The sequence below is a fragment of the Streptomyces sp. NPDC002125 genome, from assembly GCF_053593715.1.
The window spans coordinates 67504-89253 of sequence record NZ_JBSFDD010000014.1 but is presented as its reverse complement, the minus strand read 5'-3'; the positions used below and the strand labels follow the sequence as shown (position 1 = coordinate 89253).

At 71.8% G+C, this 21750-nt stretch carries 23 protein-coding genes; 11 read left to right on the top strand and 12 right to left on the bottom strand.

Translation table 11 applies throughout. The features are described from left to right. Positions 1 to 6 precede the first annotated feature (6 nt). Entirely contained in the window at positions 7 to 681 is a 675-nt protein-coding gene (locus tag ACWCQM_RS23520) for a TetR/AcrR family transcriptional regulator (RefSeq protein ID WP_267076592.1), read from the bottom strand. Between the two features lie 65 nt (positions 682 to 746). Here ACWCQM_RS23520 and ACWCQM_RS23515 point away from each other — a divergent pair, with 65 nt between their 5' ends. The 3 genes from ACWCQM_RS23515 to ACWCQM_RS23505 all read left to right on the top strand — a co-directional run bounded on the left by ACWCQM_RS23515 (position 747) and on the right by ACWCQM_RS23505 (position 2977). Further along, the gene (locus tag ACWCQM_RS23515) at positions 747 to 1898 is read left to right on the top strand and encodes an acyl-CoA dehydrogenase family protein (protein ID WP_356740232.1); all 1152 of its coding nucleotides are present in this window, start codon (positions 747 to 749) and stop codon (positions 1896 to 1898) included. An 80-nt stretch (positions 1899 to 1978) separates the two neighbouring features. Then, on the top strand, positions 1979 to 2269 hold the full coding sequence (locus ACWCQM_RS23510) for a YiaA/YiaB family inner membrane protein (RefSeq protein WP_073751279.1): 291 nt from the start codon (positions 1979 to 1981) through the stop codon (positions 2267 to 2269). Between the two features lie 84 nt (positions 2270 to 2353). Next, positions 2354 to 2977 (top strand): TetR/AcrR family transcriptional regulator, encoded by a 624-nt coding sequence (locus tag ACWCQM_RS23505; protein ID WP_450917115.1) that lies wholly within the window; start codon positions 2354 to 2356, stop codon positions 2975 to 2977. A 138-nt stretch (positions 2978 to 3115) separates the two neighbouring features. Here the strand turns inward: ACWCQM_RS23505 and ACWCQM_RS23500 are convergent, their stop codons facing one another. Beyond that, the gene (locus tag ACWCQM_RS23500) at positions 3116 to 3577 is read right to left on the bottom strand and encodes a MaoC family dehydratase (protein ID WP_450917114.1); all 462 of its coding nucleotides are present in this window, start codon (positions 3575 to 3577) and stop codon (positions 3116 to 3118) included. 205 nt (positions 3578 to 3782) lie between these two features. Here ACWCQM_RS23500 and soxR point away from each other — a divergent pair, with 205 nt between their 5' ends. Beyond that, positions 3783 to 4259 (top strand): redox-sensitive transcriptional activator SoxR, encoded by a 477-nt coding sequence (gene soxR, locus ACWCQM_RS23495; RefSeq protein WP_450917113.1) that lies wholly within the window; start codon positions 3783 to 3785, stop codon positions 4257 to 4259. Positions 4260 to 4302: 43 nt separating this feature from the next. On the opposite strand, the gene ACWCQM_RS23490 is transcribed toward soxR, so the two are convergent. Then, a complete protein-coding gene (locus tag ACWCQM_RS23490; protein ID WP_450917112.1) occupies positions 4303 to 4917 on the bottom strand; it encodes a hypothetical protein in 615 nt (204 codons plus the stop codon). A 233-nt stretch (positions 4918 to 5150) separates the two neighbouring features. On the opposite strand from ACWCQM_RS23490, the gene ACWCQM_RS23485 reads away from it, so the two are divergent. Beyond that, entirely contained in the window at positions 5151 to 7979 is a 2829-nt protein-coding gene (locus tag ACWCQM_RS23485) for a penicillin acylase family protein (RefSeq protein ID WP_450917111.1), read from the top strand. A gap of 63 nt (positions 7980 to 8042) precedes the next feature. Here the strand turns inward: ACWCQM_RS23485 and ACWCQM_RS23480 are convergent, their stop codons facing one another. After that, positions 8043 to 9308, bottom strand: coding sequence for an exo-beta-N-acetylmuramidase NamZ family protein (locus ACWCQM_RS23480; protein ID WP_450917110.1), 1266 nt, complete (start codon positions 9306 to 9308; stop codon positions 8043 to 8045). A 172-nt stretch (positions 9309 to 9480) separates the two neighbouring features. On the opposite strand from ACWCQM_RS23480, the gene ACWCQM_RS23475 reads away from it, so the two are divergent. From ACWCQM_RS23475 to ACWCQM_RS23465, 3 genes are read left to right on the top strand one after another with little or no spacing between them, the layout of a single operon-like run. After that, complete coding sequence (locus ACWCQM_RS23475; protein WP_450917109.1) at positions 9481 to 10245, top strand: SDR family oxidoreductase; 765 nt, start codon at positions 9481 to 9483, stop codon at positions 10243 to 10245. After that, the gene (locus tag ACWCQM_RS23470; RefSeq protein ID WP_450917108.1) at positions 10242 to 11909 is read left to right on the top strand and encodes an AMP-binding protein; all 1668 of its coding nucleotides are present in this window, start codon (positions 10242 to 10244) and stop codon (positions 11907 to 11909) included. The genes ACWCQM_RS23475 and ACWCQM_RS23470 overlap by 4 nt, the downstream gene beginning before the upstream one ends. A 38-nt stretch (positions 11910 to 11947) precedes the next feature. Continuing rightward, positions 11948 to 12541 carry a TetR/AcrR family transcriptional regulator gene (locus ACWCQM_RS23465; protein ID WP_450917107.1) on the top strand — a complete coding sequence of 198 codons (594 nt, stop codon included), beginning with the start codon at positions 11948 to 11950 and terminating at the stop codon, positions 12539 to 12541. Positions 12542 to 12619: 78 nt separating this feature from the next. On the opposite strand, the gene ACWCQM_RS23460 is transcribed toward ACWCQM_RS23465, so the two are convergent. After that, the gene (locus ACWCQM_RS23460) at positions 12620 to 13276 is read right to left on the bottom strand and encodes a DUF642 domain-containing protein (RefSeq protein WP_450917106.1); all 657 of its coding nucleotides are present in this window, start codon (positions 13274 to 13276) and stop codon (positions 12620 to 12622) included. 385 nt (positions 13277 to 13661) lie between these two features. Here ACWCQM_RS23460 and ACWCQM_RS23455 point away from each other — a divergent pair, with 385 nt between their 5' ends. Next, entirely contained in the window at positions 13662 to 14969 is a 1308-nt protein-coding gene (locus tag ACWCQM_RS23455) for a M28 family metallopeptidase (RefSeq protein WP_450917105.1), read from the top strand. Positions 14970 to 15041: 72 nt separating this feature from the next. Here the strand turns inward: ACWCQM_RS23455 and ACWCQM_RS23450 are convergent, their stop codons facing one another. The 3 genes from ACWCQM_RS23450 to ACWCQM_RS23440 form a co-directional block, all read right to left on the bottom strand. Continuing rightward, on the bottom strand, positions 15042 to 16256 hold the full coding sequence (locus ACWCQM_RS23450; RefSeq protein WP_450917104.1) for an acyl-CoA dehydrogenase family protein: 1215 nt from the start codon (positions 16254 to 16256) through the stop codon (positions 15042 to 15044). Between the two features lie 7 nt (positions 16257 to 16263). Next, positions 16264 to 17286 (bottom strand): phosphotransferase family protein, encoded by a 1023-nt coding sequence (locus tag ACWCQM_RS23445; protein WP_450917103.1) that lies wholly within the window; start codon positions 17284 to 17286, stop codon positions 16264 to 16266. 221 nt (positions 17287 to 17507) lie between these two features. Further along, positions 17508 to 17849 carry a winged helix-turn-helix transcriptional regulator gene (locus tag ACWCQM_RS23440; protein WP_073751292.1) on the bottom strand — a complete coding sequence of 114 codons (342 nt, stop codon included), beginning with the start codon at positions 17847 to 17849 and terminating at the stop codon, positions 17508 to 17510. A 104-nt stretch (positions 17850 to 17953) separates the two neighbouring features. On the opposite strand from ACWCQM_RS23440, the gene ACWCQM_RS23435 reads away from it, so the two are divergent. Next, on the top strand, positions 17954 to 18592 hold the full coding sequence (locus ACWCQM_RS23435; RefSeq protein ID WP_450917102.1) for an NADPH-dependent F420 reductase: 639 nt from the start codon (positions 17954 to 17956) through the stop codon (positions 18590 to 18592). 36 nt (positions 18593 to 18628) lie between these two features. After that, positions 18629 to 19564, top strand: a complete 936-nt coding sequence (locus tag ACWCQM_RS23430; RefSeq protein ID WP_450917101.1) for an NADP-dependent oxidoreductase — start codon at positions 18629 to 18631, stop codon at positions 19562 to 19564. 21 nt (positions 19565 to 19585) lie between these two features. Here the strand turns inward: ACWCQM_RS23430 and ACWCQM_RS23425 are convergent, their stop codons facing one another. From ACWCQM_RS23425 to ACWCQM_RS23410, 4 genes are read right to left on the bottom strand one after another with little or no spacing between them, the layout of a single operon-like run. After that, on the bottom strand, positions 19586 to 19897 hold the full coding sequence (locus tag ACWCQM_RS23425) for a DUF202 domain-containing protein (protein WP_450917100.1): 312 nt from the start codon (positions 19895 to 19897) through the stop codon (positions 19586 to 19588). Next, positions 19894 to 20292 (bottom strand): YidH family protein, encoded by a 399-nt coding sequence (locus ACWCQM_RS23420; RefSeq protein ID WP_450917099.1) that lies wholly within the window; start codon positions 20290 to 20292, stop codon positions 19894 to 19896. The genes ACWCQM_RS23425 and ACWCQM_RS23420 overlap by 4 nt, the downstream gene beginning before the upstream one ends. Further along, on the bottom strand, positions 20289 to 20816 hold the full coding sequence (locus ACWCQM_RS23415) for an NUDIX hydrolase (RefSeq protein WP_450917098.1): 528 nt from the start codon (positions 20814 to 20816) through the stop codon (positions 20289 to 20291). Before ACWCQM_RS23415 ends, ACWCQM_RS23420 begins: the two co-directional genes overlap by 4 nt. After that, positions 20803 to 21720, bottom strand: coding sequence for a DMT family transporter (locus ACWCQM_RS23410; protein ID WP_450917097.1), 918 nt, complete (start codon positions 21718 to 21720; stop codon positions 20803 to 20805). Before ACWCQM_RS23410 ends, ACWCQM_RS23415 begins: the two co-directional genes overlap by 14 nt. Positions 21721 to 21750: the final 30 nt, after the last annotated feature.

Here is a 21750-nt window from a genome sequence, read left to right as displayed (position 1 = left end):
GATGCGTCAGGCACCGTTCGGCGCGGGCCGAACCGTGCGGGTGGCGACCGTCTCCTCGTACTGGAGCGCGAGGCCGTCCAGCAGAGCCCGCAGGCCCGTCTCGAAGGCGCCCTCGTCGACCTGCTGGCGGCGGTCGGCCAGCAGGTGGGCCTGGCCGAGGTGCGGATAGTCGGCGGGGTCGTAGGCCGTCTCGTCGTCGACGAAGCCACGGGCGAAGGAGCCGAGCGCGGAGCCGGTGATGAAGTAGCGCATCAGGGCGCCGATGTACGTCGCCTGAGCGGGCGGCCAGCCCGCCTCGACCATCGCGCCGAAGACCGCGTCGGCCACCCGCAGACCGGCCGGGCGCCGGCCCGGTCCCTGGGCGAGCACCGGGACGATGTGCGGGTGCGCGGCGAGCGCGGCGCGGTAGGAGACGGCCCAGTCGTGCAGGGCGGCGGGCCAGTCGCGCGGGTCGGACTCCTCGAACATCGACAGGTCGACCTGGGCGGACACGGCGTCGGCGACCGCGTCGAGGATCTCGTCCTTGTTCCGGAAGTGGTTGTAGAGCGAGGGCCCGCTGACGCCCAGCTCGGCGGCGAGGCGGCGGGTCGACACCGCGTCCAGTCCCTCGGCGTCCACGAGCGCGCTCGCCGCCTCGACGATGCGGTCTCTGCTGAGGAGGGGCTTGCGCGGTCGGGCCATGCGGCACATAGTAGGGCCTGCAAGCGAAAAACTAGCAGTGCTAATTAAAAGTGGGGTGTCGCAGGATGAATCTGGAGCTGAGCGAGGAGCAGGATGCCGTCCGGCAGCTCGCCGAGGACTTCGTCGCGCGGGAGATCACCCCGCATGTCGTCGAGTGGGACCGGGCCGAGAGTGTCGACAAGTCGATCGTGAAGAAGCTGGGCGCCCTCGGCTTCCTCGGGCTGACGATCCCGGAGGAGTACGGCGGCTCCGGTGGTGACCACCTCGCCTACTGCCTGGTGACGGAGGAGCTCGGCCGGGGCGACTCCTCGGTGCGCGGCATCGTGTCCGTCTCCCTCGGCCTGGTCGCCAAGACGATCGCCTCCTGGGGCGACGAGGAGCAGAAGCGGCAGTGGCTGCCGAAGCTCACCGCGGGCGAGGCCGTCGGCTGCTTCGGCCTCACCGAGCCCGGCACCGGGTCCGACGCGGGCAACCTCAGCACCAGGGCCGTGCGCGACGGTGACGACTACGTCATCAACGGCTCCAAGATGTTCATCACCAACGGCACCTGGGCCGATGTCGTCCTGCTGTTCGCCCGCACCAACGACACCCCGGGGCACCGGGGCGTCTCCGCCTTCCTGGTGCCGGCCGACGCCCCCGGGCTGACCCGGCGCACCGTCCACGGGAAGCTCGGGCTGCGCGGCCAGGCCACCGCCGAGCTGGTGCTGGAGGACGTCCGGGTGCCCGCCTCCACCCTGCTGGGCCCGGAGGGCAAGGGCTTCTCCATCGCCATGTCCGCCCTGGCCAAGGGCCGGATGTCGGTCGCGGCGGGCTGTGTCGGCATCGCCCAGGCCGCCCTGGACGCCGCCGTGCGCTACGCGGGCGAGCGCGAGCAGTTCGGCAAGTCCATCGCGAGCTACCAGCTCGTGCAGGAGCTCATCAGCGACATCTCTGTGGACGTGGACGCCGCCCGGATGCTGACCTGGCGCGTCGCCGACCTCATCGACCGGGGCCAGGACTTCGCCACCGCCGCGTCCACGGCGAAGCTCTTCGCCTCCGAGGCGGCCGTCCGCGCCGCGAACAACGCCCTCCAGGTGTTCGGCGGCTACGGCTACATCGACGAGTACCCCGTCGGCAAGCTGGTCAGGGACGCGCGGGTGATGACGCTGTACGAGGGCACCAGCCAGATCCAGAAGCTGATCATCGGCCGCGCGCTGACGGGCGTCTCCGCCTTCTGATGCCACGGGGCACGTGCTGAGTACCGGATGAGTACGCCGGCGGATACCGGCGTACTCCACCGCGCCGGATGCTGTGCGGCATGAGTGACACGACATCGGTCAAGCAGCAGAGCACCGCCGCCTTCTACGGCCAGGCCGTCCTCTCCTTCGGAGTGGCGATGGGTGCGGTGGCCCTCGGAATCTTCTTCCTCGACGCCGACGCCTGGGTGCGGGCCTTCCTCGCCATCGGCGTCCTCTATCTCGTCACGTCCTGCTTCACCCTCGCCAAGGTCATCAGGGACCGCCAGGAGGCCGGCCAGATCGTCAGCCGCGTCGACCAGGCCAGGCTGGAGAAGATCCTCGCCGAGCACGACCCCTTCCAGAAGCTCTGACGGTCTCACCCCACGAGCGCTCTAAGCGCTTGCTCAGGTTCGCGGTATGGTGTTCGTCCTGCCAGCGGAAAGGGGCACGTGGCGATGAGCACGGCGGAGGAGACCCACGGCGACGACACGCCGTGGGGCGAGGTCACACCCGAGGCGGCGAGGAGGCTGCTCGTCGCGGCGGTCGAGGCCTTCGCCGAACGCGGCTACCACGCGACCACCACCCGTGACATCGCAGGCCGTGCCGGGATGAGCCCGGCCGCGCTCTACATCCACTACAAGACCAAGGAAGAGCTGCTCCACCGGATCAGCAGGATCGGCCATGACCGGGCGCTGCGTCTCCTGGAGACGGCGGCGGACAGCGACGGCACGGCGTCCGAGCGGCTCGCCGACGCGGTCCGTTCCTTCGTCATCTGGCACGCCGAGCGGCATACCACGGCCCGGGTGGTGCAGTACGAGCTGGAGGCCCTCGGGGACGAGCACCGCGTCGAGATCGTCGCCCTGCGCAGGCGGAGTGACGCCGCGGTGCGCCGGATCATCGGGGACGGCGTCCGGGCGGGCGAATTCGACGTCCCGGACGTCCCCGGCACCACGCTCGCCGTGCTGTCGCTCTGCATCGACGTGGCGCGCTGGTTCAACGCGCAGGGCAGCCGGACGCCCGAGGAGGTCGGCACCCTCTACGCCGACCTCGTCCTGCGCATGGTGGGCGCCCAGAAGTGACGCCGGCCCGCCGGAAGTGACGCAGGGCGCCCCCGCGGGCCCGGCGCACTTCGCGAGCGGCGGCGCGGCCGGTGGCCGCGGGGCCCACAGGCGCCGGCCCCGCACGCACCGGCCCGGCGGCGGCTGTCCCGCAGTGGCTCAGAAGTAGTAGCGCGACACCGACTCCGCGACGCAGGCCGGCTTGTCGCCGCCCTCGCGCTCGACCGTGACGAGGGCGGTCACCTGTACGCCGCCGCCCGCCTCCTCGACGTTCTTGAGCACGGCCGTGGCGCGCAGCCGCGAGCCCACCGGGACCGTCGAGGGGAAGCGGACCTTGTTGGTCCCGTAGTTGATGCCCATCTTGGCGCCGTCGACCTGAAGGATCTGCGGCACGAGCACGGGCAGCAGTGACAGCGTCAGATAGCCGTGGGCGATCGTCGTCCCGAAGGGCCCGTTCGCGGAACGCTCCGGGTCCACATGGATCCACTGGTGGTCGCCCGTGGCCTCGGCGAACTGGTCGATCCGCTTCTGCTCGATCTCCAGCCAGTCGCTGTGCCCGAGCTGCTCGCCCACCGCGTCCAGCAACTCCTGTGCGGACGTGAAGATCTTCGGCTCTGCCATGTTCCTGGTCCCTGCCTTCCGGCTGTCGGTCGCCCACTCCCGGGGCGATGTCTAAGCGCTTGCTCAGCATGGTTGGGCCGCGCGCCCCTGTCAACGACGGACCGGTCGGGTTTTCGAAGCGGGCGGCCGGCGCCCGAGGGCTCTCCCGCATTCCCTGCCAGGGAACCCGGGACAGCCCTCGGGCGCGGCCATTAGGGTTCGGGGAGTGCCACAGATTCCGCAGACATGCCAAGAGCTCACCGTCGGCCAGCTTTCCGCGCGCAGCGGCGCCGCGGTGTCGGCCCTGCACTTCTACGAGACAAAGGGCCTGATCAGCAGCAGCCGCACCAGTGGCAACCAGCGCCGCTACACGAGGGACGCGCTGCGCCGGGTGGCGTTCGTCCGCGCCGCGCAGCGGGTGGGCATCCCGCTGGCCACGATCAGGAAGGCGCTGGCCGAGCTGCCGGAGGAGCGCACGCCGAACCGCGAAGACTGGGCGCGGCTCTCCCGCGCCTGGCGGGCGGAGCTCGACGAGCGCATCAAGCAGCTCGGGCGGCTGCGGGACCACCTCAGCGACTGCATCGGCTGCGGCTGCCTCTCGCTGGACACCTGTGTGCTGTCCAACCCCGATGACGCGTTCGGCGACAGGATGGCCGGCTCGCGCCTGATGCCCGAACGGCGGGGCGCGGCGGACCGCTCCTGAACCCGGCCGTGGCCCGGGCGGCCATCCCGCGTCCCCGCGTCCCTCAGGCCGCCGACGCGGCCAGATTCCTCGTGTGCCCGCTCCCGGCCCGGGCCAGTGCGCCCGCCGTCAGCACCGGCCTCGGGACGACGATGCCGCACCGCGTGCAGACCGGCCCCGACCATGGCTCGCGCTCCAGGTCCTGCCGCCAGACGATCCCGGTCCCGGTGCAGACCGGGCAGACCGCGCCGGGCTTCGTGCCCAGGGCCGCGATCAGCCGGCCCAGGACCTCGGCCAGCGGTGCGCTCGGGTGGACCCCCGGATCCTCGCAGTGCGCGATGCCGTAGCCGCCCCACGTCAGCCGGTGCCAGTCGTCGAAGGTGCCGGGCCTGCGCAGCCCGTCGTGTTTCTCACGGCGCCGCCGCTCGGCGAAGCCCGTCTCGTACGCGAGCCAGACGGCCCGCGCCTCCTCCAGTTCCTCCAGTGCGCGGATCAGGCGCGCCGGGTCGGGGGCCCGGTCCTCGGGCTCCATCCCGTGCCGGGCGCACAGATGGTCCCAGGTCGCCCGGTGCCCGTAGGGGGCGAATCGTTCCAGGCATTTGCGCAGCGAGTACCGCCGCAAAGCCAGATCGCCCCGTGGATCGCGGACCTGTCTCGCAAGACTCCGGAAACCGGCCATGGCACTGCCACCTCCGTCGGTCGTACTTCGGCGTCAAGGGATGGACGTACGACTGCCCGATTCGGCTCCATCGAAAGGTGAAATCCGTCCACGGACTGAGATGGTCCATGTGAGGCCCTGTGCGGGACGGTGAACCGGCGTGTGACGATTCGGAAAAAGTGACTGATGTTCATCTTACCGGCGGGGCGTACCGCCAGTAACCTCCGGCGCACCGTCCACCCGGAGGAGCATGCATGCCCCCACGCACCCGCACCCTCAGAACCGCCGCGGCCGCCGCGGTTCTCGCTCTCGGTACGTCCCTTCTCGCCTCGGTCCCCAGCGCCGGAGCGGCCGAAACGGAGACCCTCGCGGTCACCGACCACTGCGGCAGCCAGTGCGCGGACATCCTGCCGCCCGGCGAGAACGGCAACGCCACCCTCGTCGAGATCCTCGGCAACAAGGCGTTCGGTACCCACCCCGCGCACAGCGACGACCAGCTCGACCGCTACAACGGCCTGGTCGCGGGCCATACGAGCCTCACCGACCAGAAGCTGAACGACTTCTTCAACGACGCCTCCTTCGGCGTCGCCGCCGACCAGGTGGAGTCCGTCACCTCACCCCGGTCCGACGTCACCATCACCCGGGACAAGAAGAGCGGCGTCCCCCACATCAAGGGCACCACCCGCTACGGCACCGAGTTCGGCGCCGGTTTCGCCGCCGGACAGGACCGGCTCTGGCTGATGGACCTCTTCCGGCACATCGGACGCGGCGAGCTGACCTCGTTCGCCGGGGGAGCGCTCGCCAACCAGGGCCTGGAGCAGCAGTTCTGGCCGCAGGCCCCCTACACCGAGGCGGATCTCGAAGCGCAGGTCGAGCGCATCAGGGCCACCGAGGGCGCACGCGGCGAACAGGCCATGGCCGACGCCCAGGCCTATGTCGACGGCATCAACGCCTACCGCGAGAAGTCCAAGAAGGGCCGCTACTTCCCCGGCGAGTACGTCCTCACCGGGAAGATCGACTCGATCACGAACGTGGGCGAGATCCAGCCGTTCAAGCTGACCGACCTGATCTCGATCGCCTCGGTCGTCGGCGGACAGTTCGGCGGCGGAGGCGGCGGTGAGGTCCAGGCCGCGCTCTCCCTGCTCGCCGCCCAGCAGAAGTACGGCGTCGCCGAGGGCACCCGCGTCTGGGAGTCCTTCCGCCAGCGCAACGACCCCGAAGCCGTCCTCACCGTCCACGACGGCACGAGCTTCCCGTACGCCACCAAGCCCGACCAGGCGCGCGGCACCGCCCTGCCCGACGCCGGCTCCGTCACCGCCGAACCGCTGATCTACGACCGCACCGGCTCGGCGGGCACGAACAGGAAGGACCCCGTCGACGCCCCGCCGAACCTGAAGGCGGCCCAGGGCATGTACGACGACGGGGTCGTCCCCGAGGGCTCCCTGCCCGGCTCGGGCGACGGCGCCCAGAAGCGGGGTATGTCCAACGCGCTGCTGGTGTCGGGGAAGCACACCGCGAGCGGGAACCCGATCGCCGTCATGGGCCCCCAGACCGGCTACTTCGCCCCGCAGCTGATGATGCTCCAGGAGCTCCAGGGCCCCGGCATCAGCGCCCGGGGCGTCTCCTTCGCAGGCGTCGGCATGTACATCCAGATGGGACGCGGCCAGGACTACGCCTGGAGCGCCACATCGGCCGCCCAGGACATCACCGACACGTACGCCGTCGAACTCTGCGAGCCCAACGGCTCCACACCCTCCAAGGCGTCCACGCACTACCGCTTCCGGGGCGTCTGCACCGCGATGGAGAAGCTGGAGCGCAGCAACTCCTGGAAGCCCACCGTCGCCGACTCCACCGCCGCGGGCTCCTACCGGATGCAGGTGTGGAGGACCGGCTACGGCATCGTCACCCACCGGGCCACGGTGGACGGCAAGCCCGTCGCCTACACCTCGCTGCGCACCACCTACCGCCACGAGGCCGACTCCATCATCGGCTTCCAGATGCTCAACGACCCGGCGTACGTGACGGACGCGGCCTCCTTCCAGCAGGCCGCGAGCCATATCGACTACGCCTTCAACTGGTTCTACGCCGACTCGCGCACGACGTCCTACTACAACAGCGGGATGAACCCCGTGCGCGCGGCCGGAGTGGACGCCGCCCTGCCGGTCAGGGCCGAGAAGGCGTACGAGTGGCGGGGCTACGACCCGGCGGCCAACACCACCGACTACACCCCCTTCGCCGAACACCCGCACTCCAGCGGCCAGGACTACTACATCTCCTGGAACAACCGTCAGGCGCGGGACTACTCCACCGCGGCGTTCGGCTTCGGCTCGGTGCACCGGGGCGACCTGCTCGACGACCGGGTGTCCGCACTCGTCGAGGCCGGTGGCGTGACCCGCGCCTCCCTCACCCGCGCCATGGCCGAAGCGGCGCTCACCGACCTGCGCGGAGAACAGCTGCTGCCCGAACTGCTGAAGGTGCTGCGCTCCCAGCCGGTCACCGACCCGGCGCTCGACGCGGTGGTCCAGAAGCTCGACTCCTGGCGGGCGGCGGGCGCGCAGCGCAAGGAGACCAGCCCGGGATCGCACACGTACACCCACGCGGACGCCGTACGGATCATGGACGCGTGGTGGCCGAGGCTGATCGAGGCGGAGTTCCGTCCGGGGCTCGGCGACGGGCTCTGGTCGGCGCTGACCGCGAACCTCGCCACGGACGAGTCACCGGCCGCCAGCCACGGACCGAGCGGCGCGCACAGCGGGTCCGCCTTCCAGTACGGCTGGTGGGGCTTCGCCGACAAGGACCTGCGCCAGGTCCTCGGACAGTCCGTCAAGGGGCCGCTGGCGAAGACGTACTGCGGCAACGGTGACCTGAGCAGCTGCCGTGCGGCACTTCTCAGCACCCTCAAGGAGGCGGCGGCCGTTCCGGCGGCCACGGTCTACCCCGCCGACGACAGCTGCTCGGCGGGACAGCAGTGGTGCACCGACTCCATCGTGCACCGGCCGCTGGGCGGGATCTCGCAGAAGTCCCTGCACTGGCAGAACCGGCCGACGTACCAGCAGGTCGTGGAGTTCCCCTCGCACCGCTGACCGGGGCGCGACCGCCGTACGGACCGGGAAGCCCCGGTCCGTACGGCGGCACCCGCCGGCCGGTCACCGGTAGAGCAGGTACTTCTTGCGCTTCGCGCGGAACGCCGCCAGATCCGCCGACCAGGCGCCCACGACCTCGTCCGTGTCCGCACCCGCGTCGATCATCGTGCGGACGCGCGTGTTGCCCGTGAGCTTGTCGATCCAGTTGTCCGCACGCCACGCGAACCCGCTCCACGAGCGCTTCGCGGTCACCAGCAGCGCGATGCCCGTGCGGACCGGGTCGAAGACCTCGCGGTCCTGGACGTGCACCTGCACCCCGCCGACCGTCCTGCCCTGGAACTTGGAGAACGTCGGCGCGAAGTACGCCTCACGGAAGGCGACCCCGGGCAGCTCCTGCGCGTTCGCCGCCGCCGCCCACCGGTGGTCGACGCCCTCCGCGCCCAGCAGCTCGAACGGACGCGTCGTCCCGCGCCCCTCCGAGAGGTTGGTGCCCTCGAAGAGGCAGGTGCCCGGATAGACCAGCGCGGTCTCGGGCGTCGGCATGTTCGGGCTCGGCGGCACCCACGGCAGACCCGTCTCGTCGAAGAAGTCGGACCGCCGCCAGCCGGACATCTTCACGACGTCCAGCTCCAGCGGCCGGGCGGTCAGGAACTCCCCGTCGAAGAGCAGGGCCAGCTCCGCCACCGTCATGCCGTGCGCCTGGGAGATCTCCCGGCGCCCCACGAACGTGCCGAAGGCCGGATCGAGCACGGGCCCCAGCGCCGCCCGCCCGGTCACCGGGTTGGGCCGGTCCAGGACGACGAACCGCTTGCCCGCGAGCGCCGCCGCCTCCATGCAGTCGTACAGCGTCCAGATGTACGTGTAGAAGCGGGCACCCGCGTCCTGGATGTCGAAGACCACGGTGTCCACACCGGACGCGGTGAAGATGTCGGCGAGCGGCTGACCGCTCTTCAGATACGTGTCGTAGACCGGCAGCCCCGTCGCCGGGTCGTCGTAGCGCCCCTCCGAACCGCCCGCCTGCGCCGTCCCGCGGAAGCCGTGCTCCGGGCCGAAGACGGCGGTCAGGTCCACCCGGTCGTCGGGGTGCATCACATCGACGATGTGGCCGACGTCCGAGGTGATCCCGGTGGGGTTGGTGACGATGCCGACCTTCTGCCCGGCGAGCAGCCCGTAGCCGTCGGCGGCCAGCCGGTCGAAGCCGGTGCGGACCCGGGGGCGCGCGGCCCCGGAACCCCGGCCCGCGGCCGACGCGGTCCCGGGCCCGGCGGTCGCCACCAGGGCCCCCATCGCACCGCCGGCGGCCAGCACACCACGTCTGGACAGGGTCATTCCGCTACCTCCATGATCGCGCCGACTGTCATGGTCACGCACGCTAGCGCGGGTGCGGGCCGCGCGGAACGGCCACGACTGGGCAGATTCCCAGTCCTGCCCCGAACCCCTTCCCGGATCACATACCGACTGGTTAGTCTGCCGGGGAAGACGGCTGAGAGAGGCGGGACCGATGAGCACGGTGCAGGGCGCTGGCGTAGTGGTAACGGGAGCCGGAGGCGGCATCGGCGCCGCGCTGGCCCGCAAGTTCGCCGCGGAGGGCGCACGGGTCGTCGTCAACGACCTCGACGCCGACCGGATCAAGCCCCTCGCCGAGGAGATCGGCGGCACCGTCGTGGCGGGCGACGCCTCCATGATCGTGGAGCCCGCGCGGGACGCGCTCGGCGGCACGATCGACGTCTACTGCGCCAACGCCGGCCTCGCGTCGGGCGGGGACGCCTTCGCGGAGGAGGACGTCTGGGCCAGGGCCTGGGACGTCAACGTGATGGCGCACGTCCGCGCGGCCAAGGCCCTGCTGCCCGAGTGGCTGGAGCGCGGCAGCGGCCGTTTCGTCTCCACGGCCTCGGCGGCCGGGCTGCTGACGATGATCGGGGCGGCCCCGTACAGCGTCACCAAGCACGGCGCCGTCGCCTTCGCCGAGTGGCTCTCGCTGACCTACCGGCACCGGGGCGTCAAGGTCCACACGATCTGCCCCCAGGGCGTGCGCACGGACATGCTCACCGCGGCCGGCTCCGCGGGCGACCTCGTCCTCGCCCCCACCGCCATCGAGCCCGAGGCGGTCGCCGACGCCCTGTTCGAGGCCATCGAGCAGGACCGCTTCCTGGTCCTGCCGCACCCCGAGGTGGCCGGCTACTACCGCGCCCGCGCCAAGGACCCGGACCACTGGCTCGGCAACATGAACCACCTTCAGCAGAAGTGGGAGGAGGCGGGAGCATGACCGAGTCGATCTACGCCGCGAAGCCCTGGACCGCCCTCCTCAGCGAGGCCCAGCTCGCCCCCGTCCACCCGGCCGAGACCGTGGTGCACGCCTTCCGCGCGGCCGTCGGCCGGGCCCCGGACCACACCGCCCTCGCCTACTTCGACGGGCGCCTCAGCTACCGCGAGACCGACGAGCTGTCCGACTCCGTTGCGGGCCATCTCGCCGCCGAGGGGCTGCGGCGCGGCGACCGGGTCGCGATCATGCTCCAGAACACGCCGCACTTCGTGCTCGCCCTGCTCGGTGCCTGGAAGGCCGGCGCGACGGTCGTCCCCCTCAACCCGATGTACAAGTCCGGCGAGGTCGGGCACGTGCTGACGGACGCCGGGGTGACCGCGCTCATCTGCTCGGACCGGGCCTGGGAGTCCTATCTGCGGGCCACCGCCGAGGCCGCCCCCAGCGTCCGGATCGCCCTCACCGCCTGCGAGCTCGACCTCCAGTCGGCCGACGACCCGCGCGTGCTCGGCTTCGAGAGGCTCCCCGCGCCCGGCCCCGACGACCGGGCCTCCGACCTGGTGACCGTCGCCCGTCTCGGTCTCGCGGCGCCCGGGGGCCGGGAGCTGACCGCGTCGGACACCGCCCTGATCAGCTACACCTCCGGGACGAGCGGCACCCCCAAGGGCGCCATGAACTCCCAGGGCAACATCATGGTCAACGCCGAGCGGCAGCGCGCCGGACACCCCATCGAGGAGGGTTCCGCCTACTTCGCGCTCGCCCCGCTGTTCCACATCACCGGCATGGTGTGCCAGCTGGCCGCCTGTATCGCCAACGCGGGCACCCTGGTCCTCGCGTACCGCTTCGAGGCGAGCGTCGTCCTGGAGGCCTTCGCCGAGCACCGCCCCGCCTACACCGTGGGCCCCTCGACCGCCTTCATGGCGCTCGCCGCGCACCCCGGGGTCACCCGGGAGCACTTCGCCTCCTTCAAGGTGATCTCGTCGGGCGGAGCTCCGCTGCCGCCGGCGCTGGTCGAGAAGTTCCGCGACGGCTTCGGCCCGTACATCCGCAACGGCTACGGCCTCACCGAGTGCACCGCGCCCTGCGCGTCCGTCCCGCCGGAGCACGAGGCCCCCGTCGACCCGGTCTCCGGAACGCTGTCCGTCGGCGTGCCGGGACCCGACACGCTGGTCCGGATCGTCGACGAGCAGGGCGACGACGTCCCCTTCGGCGAACAGGGCGAGATCGCCGTACGGGGACCGCAGGTCGTCTCCGGCTACTGGAACCTCCCCGAGGCCACCGAGGCGGCCTTCCCCGGCGGGGAGCTGCGCACCGGTGACATCGGCTTCATGGACACGGCAGGCTGGCTCTACGTCGTCGACCGCAAGAAGGACATGATCAACGCCTCGGGCTTCAAGGTCTGGCCCCGGGAGGTCGAGGACGTCCTCTACACCCACCCGGCGGTCCGCGAGGCCGCCGTCGTGGGCGTTCCCGACGCCTACCGCGGCGAGACCGTACGCGCCTACGTCAGCCTGCGGCCGGGGGCCGAGGTCGCCGACGGTGAGCTCGGCGCGTACTGCAAGGAGCGGCTGGCGGCGTACAAGTACCCGCGCGAAGTGGAGATCCTGACCGAACTCCCGAAGACCGCGAGTGGGAAGATCCTCAGGCGGGAACTGCGTTCCCCCCGTTAGAACAGTTCACGCGTGGTACGAGAGGGCAGGTGGCGGCAATGGCCAAGGCGACGGACGGGAACGGCGTGCCCGTTCCCCAAAGGCTGCTGGCCGCCGCCACCCGGCTCTTCGCGGAGCGGGGCTACGACCGCACCTCGGTGCAGGAGATCGTCGAGGCGGCCGGGGTCACCAAGGGGGCGCTGTACCACTACTTCGGCTCCAAGGAGGACCTCCTCCAGGAGGTCTACGCCCGGGTGCTGCGGCTCCAGCAGGAGCGGCTCGACGCCTTCGCGAACGCCGACGCCCCCGTCGAGCGGCGGCTGCGTGACGCGGCGGCGGACGTGGTCGTCACGACCATCGAGAACCTCGACGACGCCTCGATCTTCTTCCGCTCCATGCACCATCTGAGCCCGGAGAAGAACAAGCAGGTGCGGATCGAGCGCCGCCGCTACCACGAGCGGTTCCGGGCCCTGATCGAGGAGGGCCAGCGGGCCGGTGTCTTCTCCTCCGCGACCCCGGCCGACCTGGTCGTGGACTACCACTTCGGCTCGGTCCACCACCTCTCCACGTGGTACAGCCCGGAGGGCCCGCTCAGTCAGCAGGAGGTCGCGGACCACCTGGCGGACCTGCTGCTGAGGGCCCTGCGGCCCTGACGGCCTCCCGGGCACACTTCCGGCCGCCGCGCCCTGCGCGCAGGGCGCGGCCCCGGGCCGTCGCGGTCCCGTCCGGGATCAGGAGACGGGCGGGCAGAGCACCAGCAGACAGCTCCGGACCCGCACGTCGTCGATGACCGGGCCGCCGACCCCGGGACTGGTGCTGGCGAAGGTGAGGGTCACGGAGGTCTTCAGGAGGGTGGTGAAGACGGCGGTCTGCCTCGTGTAGCCCATGTTCCGGAAACCATGGCCCGTGATGTCGAAGGCGAAGGTCTTCACCGGGACGCCGTCGACTCTGAGCTCACCCGTCTTCAGGGCGGGAGCCCACGCGGGGTTGCCGGCCAGTTCGAAGCTGACGATGTACGAGGTCAGGGGGAGCGTCGATATCTCCTGCGAGACGCTGCCGGACGCACTGCCGTTGAGGTCCAGAGACTGGCTGCCCTCGGCGGCGTCCCACAGCCGGTCGGAGGTCAGGTCGACGCTGTGGCCGCCGGACGTCCAGGGGCCGACGGCCTGTCCGCCGGCGTAGCTGGTGAAGGGGGACGGAGCGGGGACCACCGGCGTCTCGAAGCCTCCGCCGGCGATCCCCGGCACGGTGGTGTGCGTCTGCGTTCCTGGTGTCTGCGTGCTGTGCGTCTGCGTGCCCTGCGGGTGCGCGGACGCGGTCGTGGAGGCGGCGGCCAGCAGGAGGGCCGCGGCGGACAGGGATGCTGCGGACAGGCGGAGCGGGAACATGGAGGGCCTCTCGTTTCGCGCTGCGTGGACGTCATGGCCGGGCTCCCCGCGGGGACCCCCTTCGGAGTCTGCGGCCACCCGCACACCCCGCCAAGAGGCCGGAACACGGCGCGCGAATCGCGTTGAGCAGGCAGAACACCCCGAACGAGCGCCCCCGGCGCGTGGCCCCCCGCCCGACGCTCCGGCACACACGTGAGCCGGCTCCGCAGGAAGAGGTGTCCGTTCAGCGAACACACCTGTCCGGATTCCACCCTTGACGGTGCTCGGTCATCTCCCCGAGCATCGGGGGCGCACTTCCAGCCCCACCGCTCCAGGTCCAGGGCCGTGCACGCCCTGGGACCCCCCGCACGTTCCGTCAGTCCCCGAACGGAATCCGGAGCCCCAGATGAGACCCGTACGACTCAGATCCCTGCCCGCCGCCGCACTCGCCGTGGCTGCCCTGCTGGCGACCGCCGCGCCGGCCGCCGAGGCCGCACCCGCGAAGGTCGCGGCCGCCCCCGACATCCCGCTCGCCAACGTCAAGGCGCACCTCACCCAGCTCCAGTCGATCGCCACCGCCAACGGTGGCAACCGGGCCCACGGCAGGACCGGATACAAGGCGTCCGTCGACTATGTGAAGGGCAAGCTGGACGCCGCCGGATACACCACCACGCTCCAGCAGTTCACCTCCGGCGGAGCCACCGGCTACAACCTGATCGCCGACTGGCCGGGCGGCGACCCGAACCAGGTGCTCATGGCCGGCTCCCACCTGGACTCGGTGACCTCGGGCGCCGGGATCAACGACAACGGCTCCGGATCTGCCGCCGTGCTGGAGACCGCCCTCGCCGTCTCCCGGGCGCAGCTCGCCCCGGACAAGCACCTGCGCTTCGCCTGGTGGGGCGCCGAGGAGCTGGGCCTCGTCGGATCGAAGTACTACGTCAACAACCTGGCCACCACGGAGCGCGCCAAGCTCGCCGGGTACCTCAACTTCGACATGATCGGCTCGCCCAACCCCGGGTACTTCGTCTACGACGACGACCCGGCCATCGAACAGACCTTCAAGGACTACTACGCGGGCCTGTCGATACCCACGGAGATAGAGACCGAGGGCGACGGCCGCTCCGACCACGCCCCGTTCAAGAGCGCCGGTGTCCCCGTCGGCGGTCTGTTCACCGGGGCGAGCAACACCAAGTCCAGCGCCCAGGCCCAGAAGTGGGGCGGCACGGCGGGCCAGTCCTTCGACCGCTGCTACCACTCCTCGTGCGACACGACGGCGAACATCAACGACACGGCGCTGGACCGCAACAGCGACGCGATCGCCCACGCCGTCTGGACCTTGTCGGCGGGTACGACGACCCCGCCGGCCGGCACGGTCTTCAGCAACGCCGCCGATGTCGCGGTGCCCGACAACGGCGCCGCGGTGACCTCGACGGTCGCGGTCACCGGACGCACGGGCAACGCCCCGTCCGCCCTCAAGGTCGGTGTGGACATCAAGCACACCTACCGAGGTGACCTCGTCGTCGACCTGCTCGCGCCCGACGGGAGCGCCTACCGGCTGAAGAACTCCAGCAGCAGCGACTCCGCGGACAACGTGATCGCGACGTACACCGTCAACGCGTCGAGCGAGGCCGCCAACGGCAGCTGGAAGCTCCGGGTCCAGGACGTCGCCGCCCAGGACACCGGCTACATCGACAGCTGGCAGCTCACCTTCTGACCCGGGGGAGACCCACGGAAGACCCACGGGGAGGTGCCTTCCGGGCGCCTCCCCGCACGGGGACAGCGGGGCTCAGAGGTACTTCTTTATCTCCCGCCGCGCCAGCGACCGCTGGTGCACCTCGTCGGGACCGTCCGCCAGCCGCAGCGTCCGCGCCGACGACCAGAGTTCGGCCAGCGGGTAGTCCTGGCTGACGCCCCCGGCGCCGTACAGCTGCACCGCCTGGTCGAGGATGTCCACGACCGCACGCGGGGTGGCGATCTTGATCGACTGGATCTCGGTGTGCGCGCCCCGGTTGCCCACCGTGTCCATCAGCCAGGCCGTCTTCAGCACCAGCAGCCGCAGCTGCTCCACCGTCACCCGGGCGTCAGCGATCCAGTTCTGGACGACGCCCTGCTGGGCCAGCGGCTTGCCGAAGGCCGTACGGGCCACGGCGCGCCTGCACATCAGCTCGATCGCGCGCTCGGCCATCCCGATCAGCCGCATGCAGTGGTGGATGCGGCCGGGACCCAGCCGCGCCTGGGCGATGGCGAAGCCGCCGCCCTCCTCGCCGATCAGGTTCGCTGCGGGCACGCGTACATCGGTGAAGACCACCTCGGCGTGGCCGCCGTGCGAGTGGTCCTCGTAGCCGTACACCTGCATCGCACGCCGGACTTCGAGGCCCGGGGTGTCGCGCGGCACCAGGATCATGGACTGCTGACGGCGGATGTCGTCGTTGTCAGGGTCGGTCTTGCCCATCACGATGAAGATCGCACAGTCCGGGTTCATCGCCCCGGAGATGTACCACTTGCGCCCGTTGATGACGTAGTCGTCGCCTTCCCGCCTGATCCGGGTCTCGATGTTCGTCGCGTCCGACGAGGCCACCTCGGGCTCCGTCATCGCGAACGCCGAGCGGATCTCCCCGGCGAGCAGCGGCTCCAGCCACTGCTTCTTCTGCGCCTCGGAGCCGAACTGGAAGAGCACCTCCATGTTCCCCGTGTCCGGCGCCGCGCAGTTCAGGGCGGTCGGCGCCAGATGCGGGCTGCGGCCGGTGATCTCGGCCAGCGGGGCGTACTGGAGGTTCGTCAGCCCAGCGCCGTACTCCGCGTCGGGGAGGAAGACGTTCCACAGGCCCTGCCTGCGCGCCTCGGCCTTGAGGTCCTCCACGATCTGCGGGGTGTCCCACGGGGAGGCCAGCGCCGCGCGCTGCTCCTCGGCGACCTCCTCGGCCGGATACACGTGCTCGTCCATGAACGTGAGCAGCCTGGTGCGCAGCTCTTCGGTGCGGGCGTCGAATGCGAAGTCCACGGGGGGATCAGCCTTCCTGGAGGGTGGTGAGGCCGTGCGCGATGAAGACCGGGACCAGGTCGCCGATACGGTCGAAGCCGGCACCGACTGTCTGGCCCAGGGTGTAGCGGTAGTGGATGCCCTCCAGGATCACGGCGAGCTTGAACCACGCGAAGGCCGTGTACCAGGAGATGGCGGAGGTGTCGCGGCCCGAGCGGGCGGCGTAACGCTCGATCAGCTCGGCGGGGCTCGGGTGGCCCGGGGCACCGCTGGTGGTGGAGACGGGCGACTCGGGCAGGCCCAGGTCGGAGCTGTACATCACGAGCAGACCGAGGTCGGTGAGCGGGTCGCCCAGCGTGGACATCTCCCAGTCCAGCACCGCCTTGATCCGGTCGTCCCCGCCGATCAGCACGTTGTCCAGGCGGTAGTCGCCGTGGACGACGGTGGGCGCGGGGGAGGCGGGCAGGTCCCGGCCGAGCGCGGCGTGCAGCTCGTCGATCCCGGCCAGTTCACGGTTGCGCGAGGCGTCCAGCTGCTTGCCCCAGCGCCGCAGCTGCCGGTCGAGGAAGCCCTCGGGCCGGCCGAAGTCGCCGAGGCCGACGGATGCCGGGTCGACGGCGTGCAGGTCCACGAGGGTGTCGACGAGCCCCAGCACGACCGCCCTGGTGCGCTCGGCGCCGAGCGGGGCGAGCTGCTCGGCCGTGCGGTACGGGGTCCCCTCGACGTACTCCATGACGTAGAAGGGGGAGCCGATGACGGCGTCGTCCTCGCAGAGCAGGAGCGTCTCCGGCACCGGGACCGCCGTCGGGTGCAGGGCGCTGATCACCCGGTGCTCGCGCTTCATGTCGTGCGCGGTGGCGAGCACATGGCCCAGCGGAGGCCGGCGCACGACCCACTGTCCGGCGCCGTCGGTGACGATGTAGGTGAGGTTCGAACGGCCGCCCTCGATCACCCGGGCTTCGAGCGGTCCCTTCACCAGCCCCGGCCGCTCGCGGTCGAGATGGCCGCGCAGCAGGTCGAGATCGAGACCTGGCGGATGGACTGGGCTCATGGTGCGCACCTCCGGGGCGGTTGGACGGTCGGGACCATGATGCCGACCAGTCGGTATGCCGTCCAGTGTCCTCCCGCAATCCGAGAAGTGATCTCCGGCTCCTCCCCGGCGCGGGGCTCAGTCGGCCCAGCCCGGGGCGGGGTTCAGCCGTCCCGGGCCTGCGCGGGGCTCAGTCGTCCCAGCCCTGTGCGGGGTTCAGCCGTCCCAGCCCGGGGCGGGGCTCAGTCGTCCCAGCCCTGCGCCGCCACGAACGCGTCCCCGTGCGCAGCCGACCAGCGGCCCAGCGCCTCGATCGGCTCCAGCAGCGTCCGGCCCAGCCCGGTCAGCGAGTACTCCACGCGCGGCGGGGCCTCGGCGTACGCCCGGCGCTCCACCAGCGCGTACTCCTCCAGTCTGCGCAGCGTCTCGGTGAGCACCTTCGCGCTGATGCCGCCGATCTCCGTACGCAGCTCACGCGGCCTGCGCGGGCCCGCCGCGAGCGCGTACAGGACCACGGGATTCCAGGTGTTGCCCAGCAGGTCGAAGCCGAGCCGTGCCCTGCAGTCGGCGAGCAGCCGGTCCATGCGTTCCCCTTCCCCCGCCCGTTCGGCACCGAACGGTGCGCAACGGATCTCCTAACGTCCCCATCGGCACGACGCTACGTGACCGCCCTGTGGAGGAGAGAGACATGCGTATCGGCATCATCGGGACCGGCAACATGGCGGACGCACTGGGAGGCCGGTGGGCGGCGGCCGGCCATCAGGTGCTCTTCGGCGGCAGGTCCGCCGCACGGGCCGGAGCGCTCGCGGAGCGCACCGGCCAGGGAGCCGGCACACCGGCGGAAGCGATGGCCCACGGCGAAGCGGTCCTGCTCGCCCTGCCCCACGGGGCGGTGGCGGGCGTGCTGGACGCGCTCGGCGCGGCGGACGGAGCGCTGCGCGGCCGGCTCCTCGTCGACTGCACCAACGCCGTCGGCCCGGGCTTCCGGCTCACCACCGGCACGGGCCCCGGCGCCGCCCGAGCGATCGCCGACGCCACCGGGGCGCGGGTCGTCAAGGCCTTCAACCACCTGCCCGACTCCGTGTGGAGGCGCGCCGCACCCTCCTTCCCCGAGGGGCCCCTCGCCGTCCCGCTCTGCGGCGACGACGCCTCGGCCCTGGAGACGGTCGGGACCCTGGTCCGGGACCTGGGCTGCGTGCCCCTGACCGTGGGCGGGCTCGACCGGGCCGCGTATCTGGAGGCGACCACCGCCTTCCTCATCGGGCTCTGGCACTCCGGGCACGACCCGCGCACGCTGCTGCCGCCCTTCGACGTGGTCACGGCCTGAGTTGCGGGGACCCCGGGGCGCCCCGATCGTCGGAGGATGAAGGCGATCAGCTACAGCAGGTACGGCTCGGCCGACGTCCTGGAGTACGGCGAGCGACCCGACCCGAAGGTGGGCCCCGACACGGTGCTGGTGAAGGTCCGGGCCGCAGCCGTAAACCCGGTCGACTGGAAGGCCCGCGAGGGGTACCTCCAGGCCGGGCTGGAAGCCGTCTTCCCCGTCATCCCCGGCTGGGACGTGTCGGGGGTCGTCGTCCAGCCCGGCGCCGCCGTCGACGAGTTCGAGGTGGGGGACGAGGTCATCGGCTACGTACGCGAGGACTTCCTCTCGCGCGGGACCTTCGCCCAGTACGTCGCCGCCCCCGTGCGGACCCTCGCCCGCAAGCCGCTGAGCCTGAGCTTCGAGGAGGCCGCGGGCCTCCCGCTGTGCGGCCTCACCGCGCACCAGGTGCTGCACCGCACCCTCAGGATCCAGGAGGGCGAGACCGTCCTCGTCCACGCCGCCGCCGGCGGGGTCGGCTCCCTCGCCGTCCAGCTCGCCCGGCACGCGGGCTGCCGGGTCATCGGCACCGCGGGGCCCCACAACCACGACTACGTACGCACCCTGGGCGGCGAGCCCGTGGAGTACGGCGAGGGGCTGGCCGCCCGGCTGCGGGAACTGGTGCCCGAGGGCTTCGACGCCGCGTTCGACACGGTGGGCGGTGAAGCGCTCCGCGCGTCCGCCGATACGCTCGCCTCCGACGGCCGCCTCGCGTCCATCGCCGACGCCGAGGTCTTCTCCTACGGCGGGCACTACGCCTTCGTACGGCCCGACGCCGCCGACCTCACCCGTCTCGCGGAGCTCGCCGAACAGGGCATCGTCTCCGTGCACGTGGACCGCGTCTTCCCCCTGGAACAGGCCGTGGAGGCCTACCGGCTCAACGAGCAGGGACGCACCCGGGGCAAGATCGTCGTCACCGTGGACTGGGAGAGCTGACGGCGGCGGGCCCTGGGCGGGTCAGAACAGCGTCGTCGCGGCGAACACCGCGAGCGCCACCGTGCACGCCGCGGCGGTCAGCGCGAGGCGCGGCGACAGCGTGGCCGGCTCGGCGGGACCCATGGCGGACACCCGGCGGTGCGCCACCGCGAGGAACCCCAGCCAGGCCAGCAGGCTCAGCGCCACCGCGAGCACCCCCGCCCCGGCCGACCCCCCGTACAGGCCCTGCCGGACCGCCAGCAGGGCCACCACCGTGCACGCCAGCGTGGTGCGCCGCCAGGCCAGCCGTGTCCGCTCCGGCTGGAGACCCGGATCGCGCACCTGAGCGGTCACCGGCCCTCCCAGCCGAACAGCACGACCACCACCATGGCCACCGCCACCACGGCGACGACGAGGCTGAGCAGCGCGGGGAAGCGCGACACCGGCAGATCCTCACCGCGCCGCATCGCCCGCTCGCACCGCACCCAGTGGCTGACGGCCCGCAGCGCGCAGAGCACTCCCGCCGCCAGCAGCCCGAGCGCGAGACCCGCCCGGACGCCCCAGGCGAGCTCCGGCAGGAACTGGTCGACGGCGAAACCGCCCCCGATCAGCGCGAGTGCCGTACGGATCCAGGCGAGGAAGGTGCGCTCGTTGGCGAGGGAGAAACGGTAGTCGGGGGTGTCGCCCTCCTCGCTGATCCGTCCGGGCGTGAACCACAGCCGCAGCCCGCGGGCGAAGCCGCCGCTCACGCGGTGGCCCCCGGCCCGCCGTCCCGGAACCGGCGCAGCCGGTGGTAGGCCTCCAGGCCGTCCGGCACCCAGGTCCACTCGCCCAGGCGCCGCTCCAGCTCCGCGCCGGTCAGGAAGGCGTGCCAGTCGACCTCCTCCGCCTGCGGATCGACCGGGAGCTCGCAGCGCACCTCGTAGACGTACGACCACCAGCTGTGCCCGGGGCTCCGGTAGAGGAACTTGAACAGCGGCACGGGCCGGGGGAGCCCACGGACCCCGAGCTCCTCCTCGGCCTCCCGCAGCGCCGCCTCGTCGTAGGACTCACCCGCGCCCACGACCCCGCCGACGAACATGTCGTAGTGGGAGGGGAAGACCAGCTTCGTGGCCGTCCTGCGGTGCACGAACAGCCGGCCCTCCGCGTCCCTCGCCTCGATGAAGACGCAGCGGTGGAGGAGGCCGCGCTCGGTCGCCTCGCCGCGGGGTGCCTGCCCCACGACCTGGTCGTCCTCGTCGACAATGTCCAGGATCTCGTCAGCCGGAGTCATGAGGTCCATCCAACATCAACCGGTCGGCGGCCGTTGATCCGTGTCTGTCCTTGCCCTCCGGCATCGCCGGGTGCAGCCCCAGCAGCACGATCCCCCCGACGATCGAGGCGAGCCCCGCCGCCTGCCAGGCCAGGGCGGCCGTGTCGGTGCGCACCTGGTCGCCGAGGAAGCCGATCCCGCACACGATCCCCGCCAGCGGCTGCGCGGCGGTCAGCGCGGGAAGCGACTGCCGCAGCGGGCCCGCCTCGAACGCGCTCTGGACCAGGAGCAGTCCGGTCAGCCCGATGACGACGACGGCGTACGGCTGCCAGCTGGTCAGCAGCGCCGCCCAGCCGTCCTCGGTCAGCCGCACCCCGCTGACCCTGGTCAGGGCGTCCTGGAGCCCGTAGAGCAGTCCCGCCGCCAGGCCGAGCATCACGGGGGTGCCCCGGGCCCTGGGGTGCCGGGCGAAGGCGGTGAGGAGCAGCGCGGCCCCCGCCACCACGCCGATCACCAGCCAGTGCCGCAGGGGCGCCGTCACCGCCTCTCCGCCGCGCGGCTGTCCGGCCAGCAGGAACGCGGTGACGCCGCCCGCCAGGAGGGCGAGGCCTCCCCAGCCCTGCCTGCCGAGCGGCTGGCCGGTGCGGTGGCGCGAGAGGGCCATCGCGAAGAGCAGATTGGTCGCGAGCAGCGGCTCCACGAGCGACACCTCGCCCTGGCCGAGCGCCAGGGCACCCAGGACCATGCCGCAGACCATCAGGCCGATCCCGACGAGCCAGCTCGGCACCCGCATCAGGTCCAGCAGCAGCCGGGGGGAGAGGAAATCGCGCAGGGGCGCGCGGCGGGCGGCGTCCTGCTGGAGGACGAAGCCGAAGCCCAGACAGCAGGCGGCGCTTACGGAGAGCAGGATTACCAGCACCGACACGGTCCGACGATAGCCCCGAGGCCGTGCCGG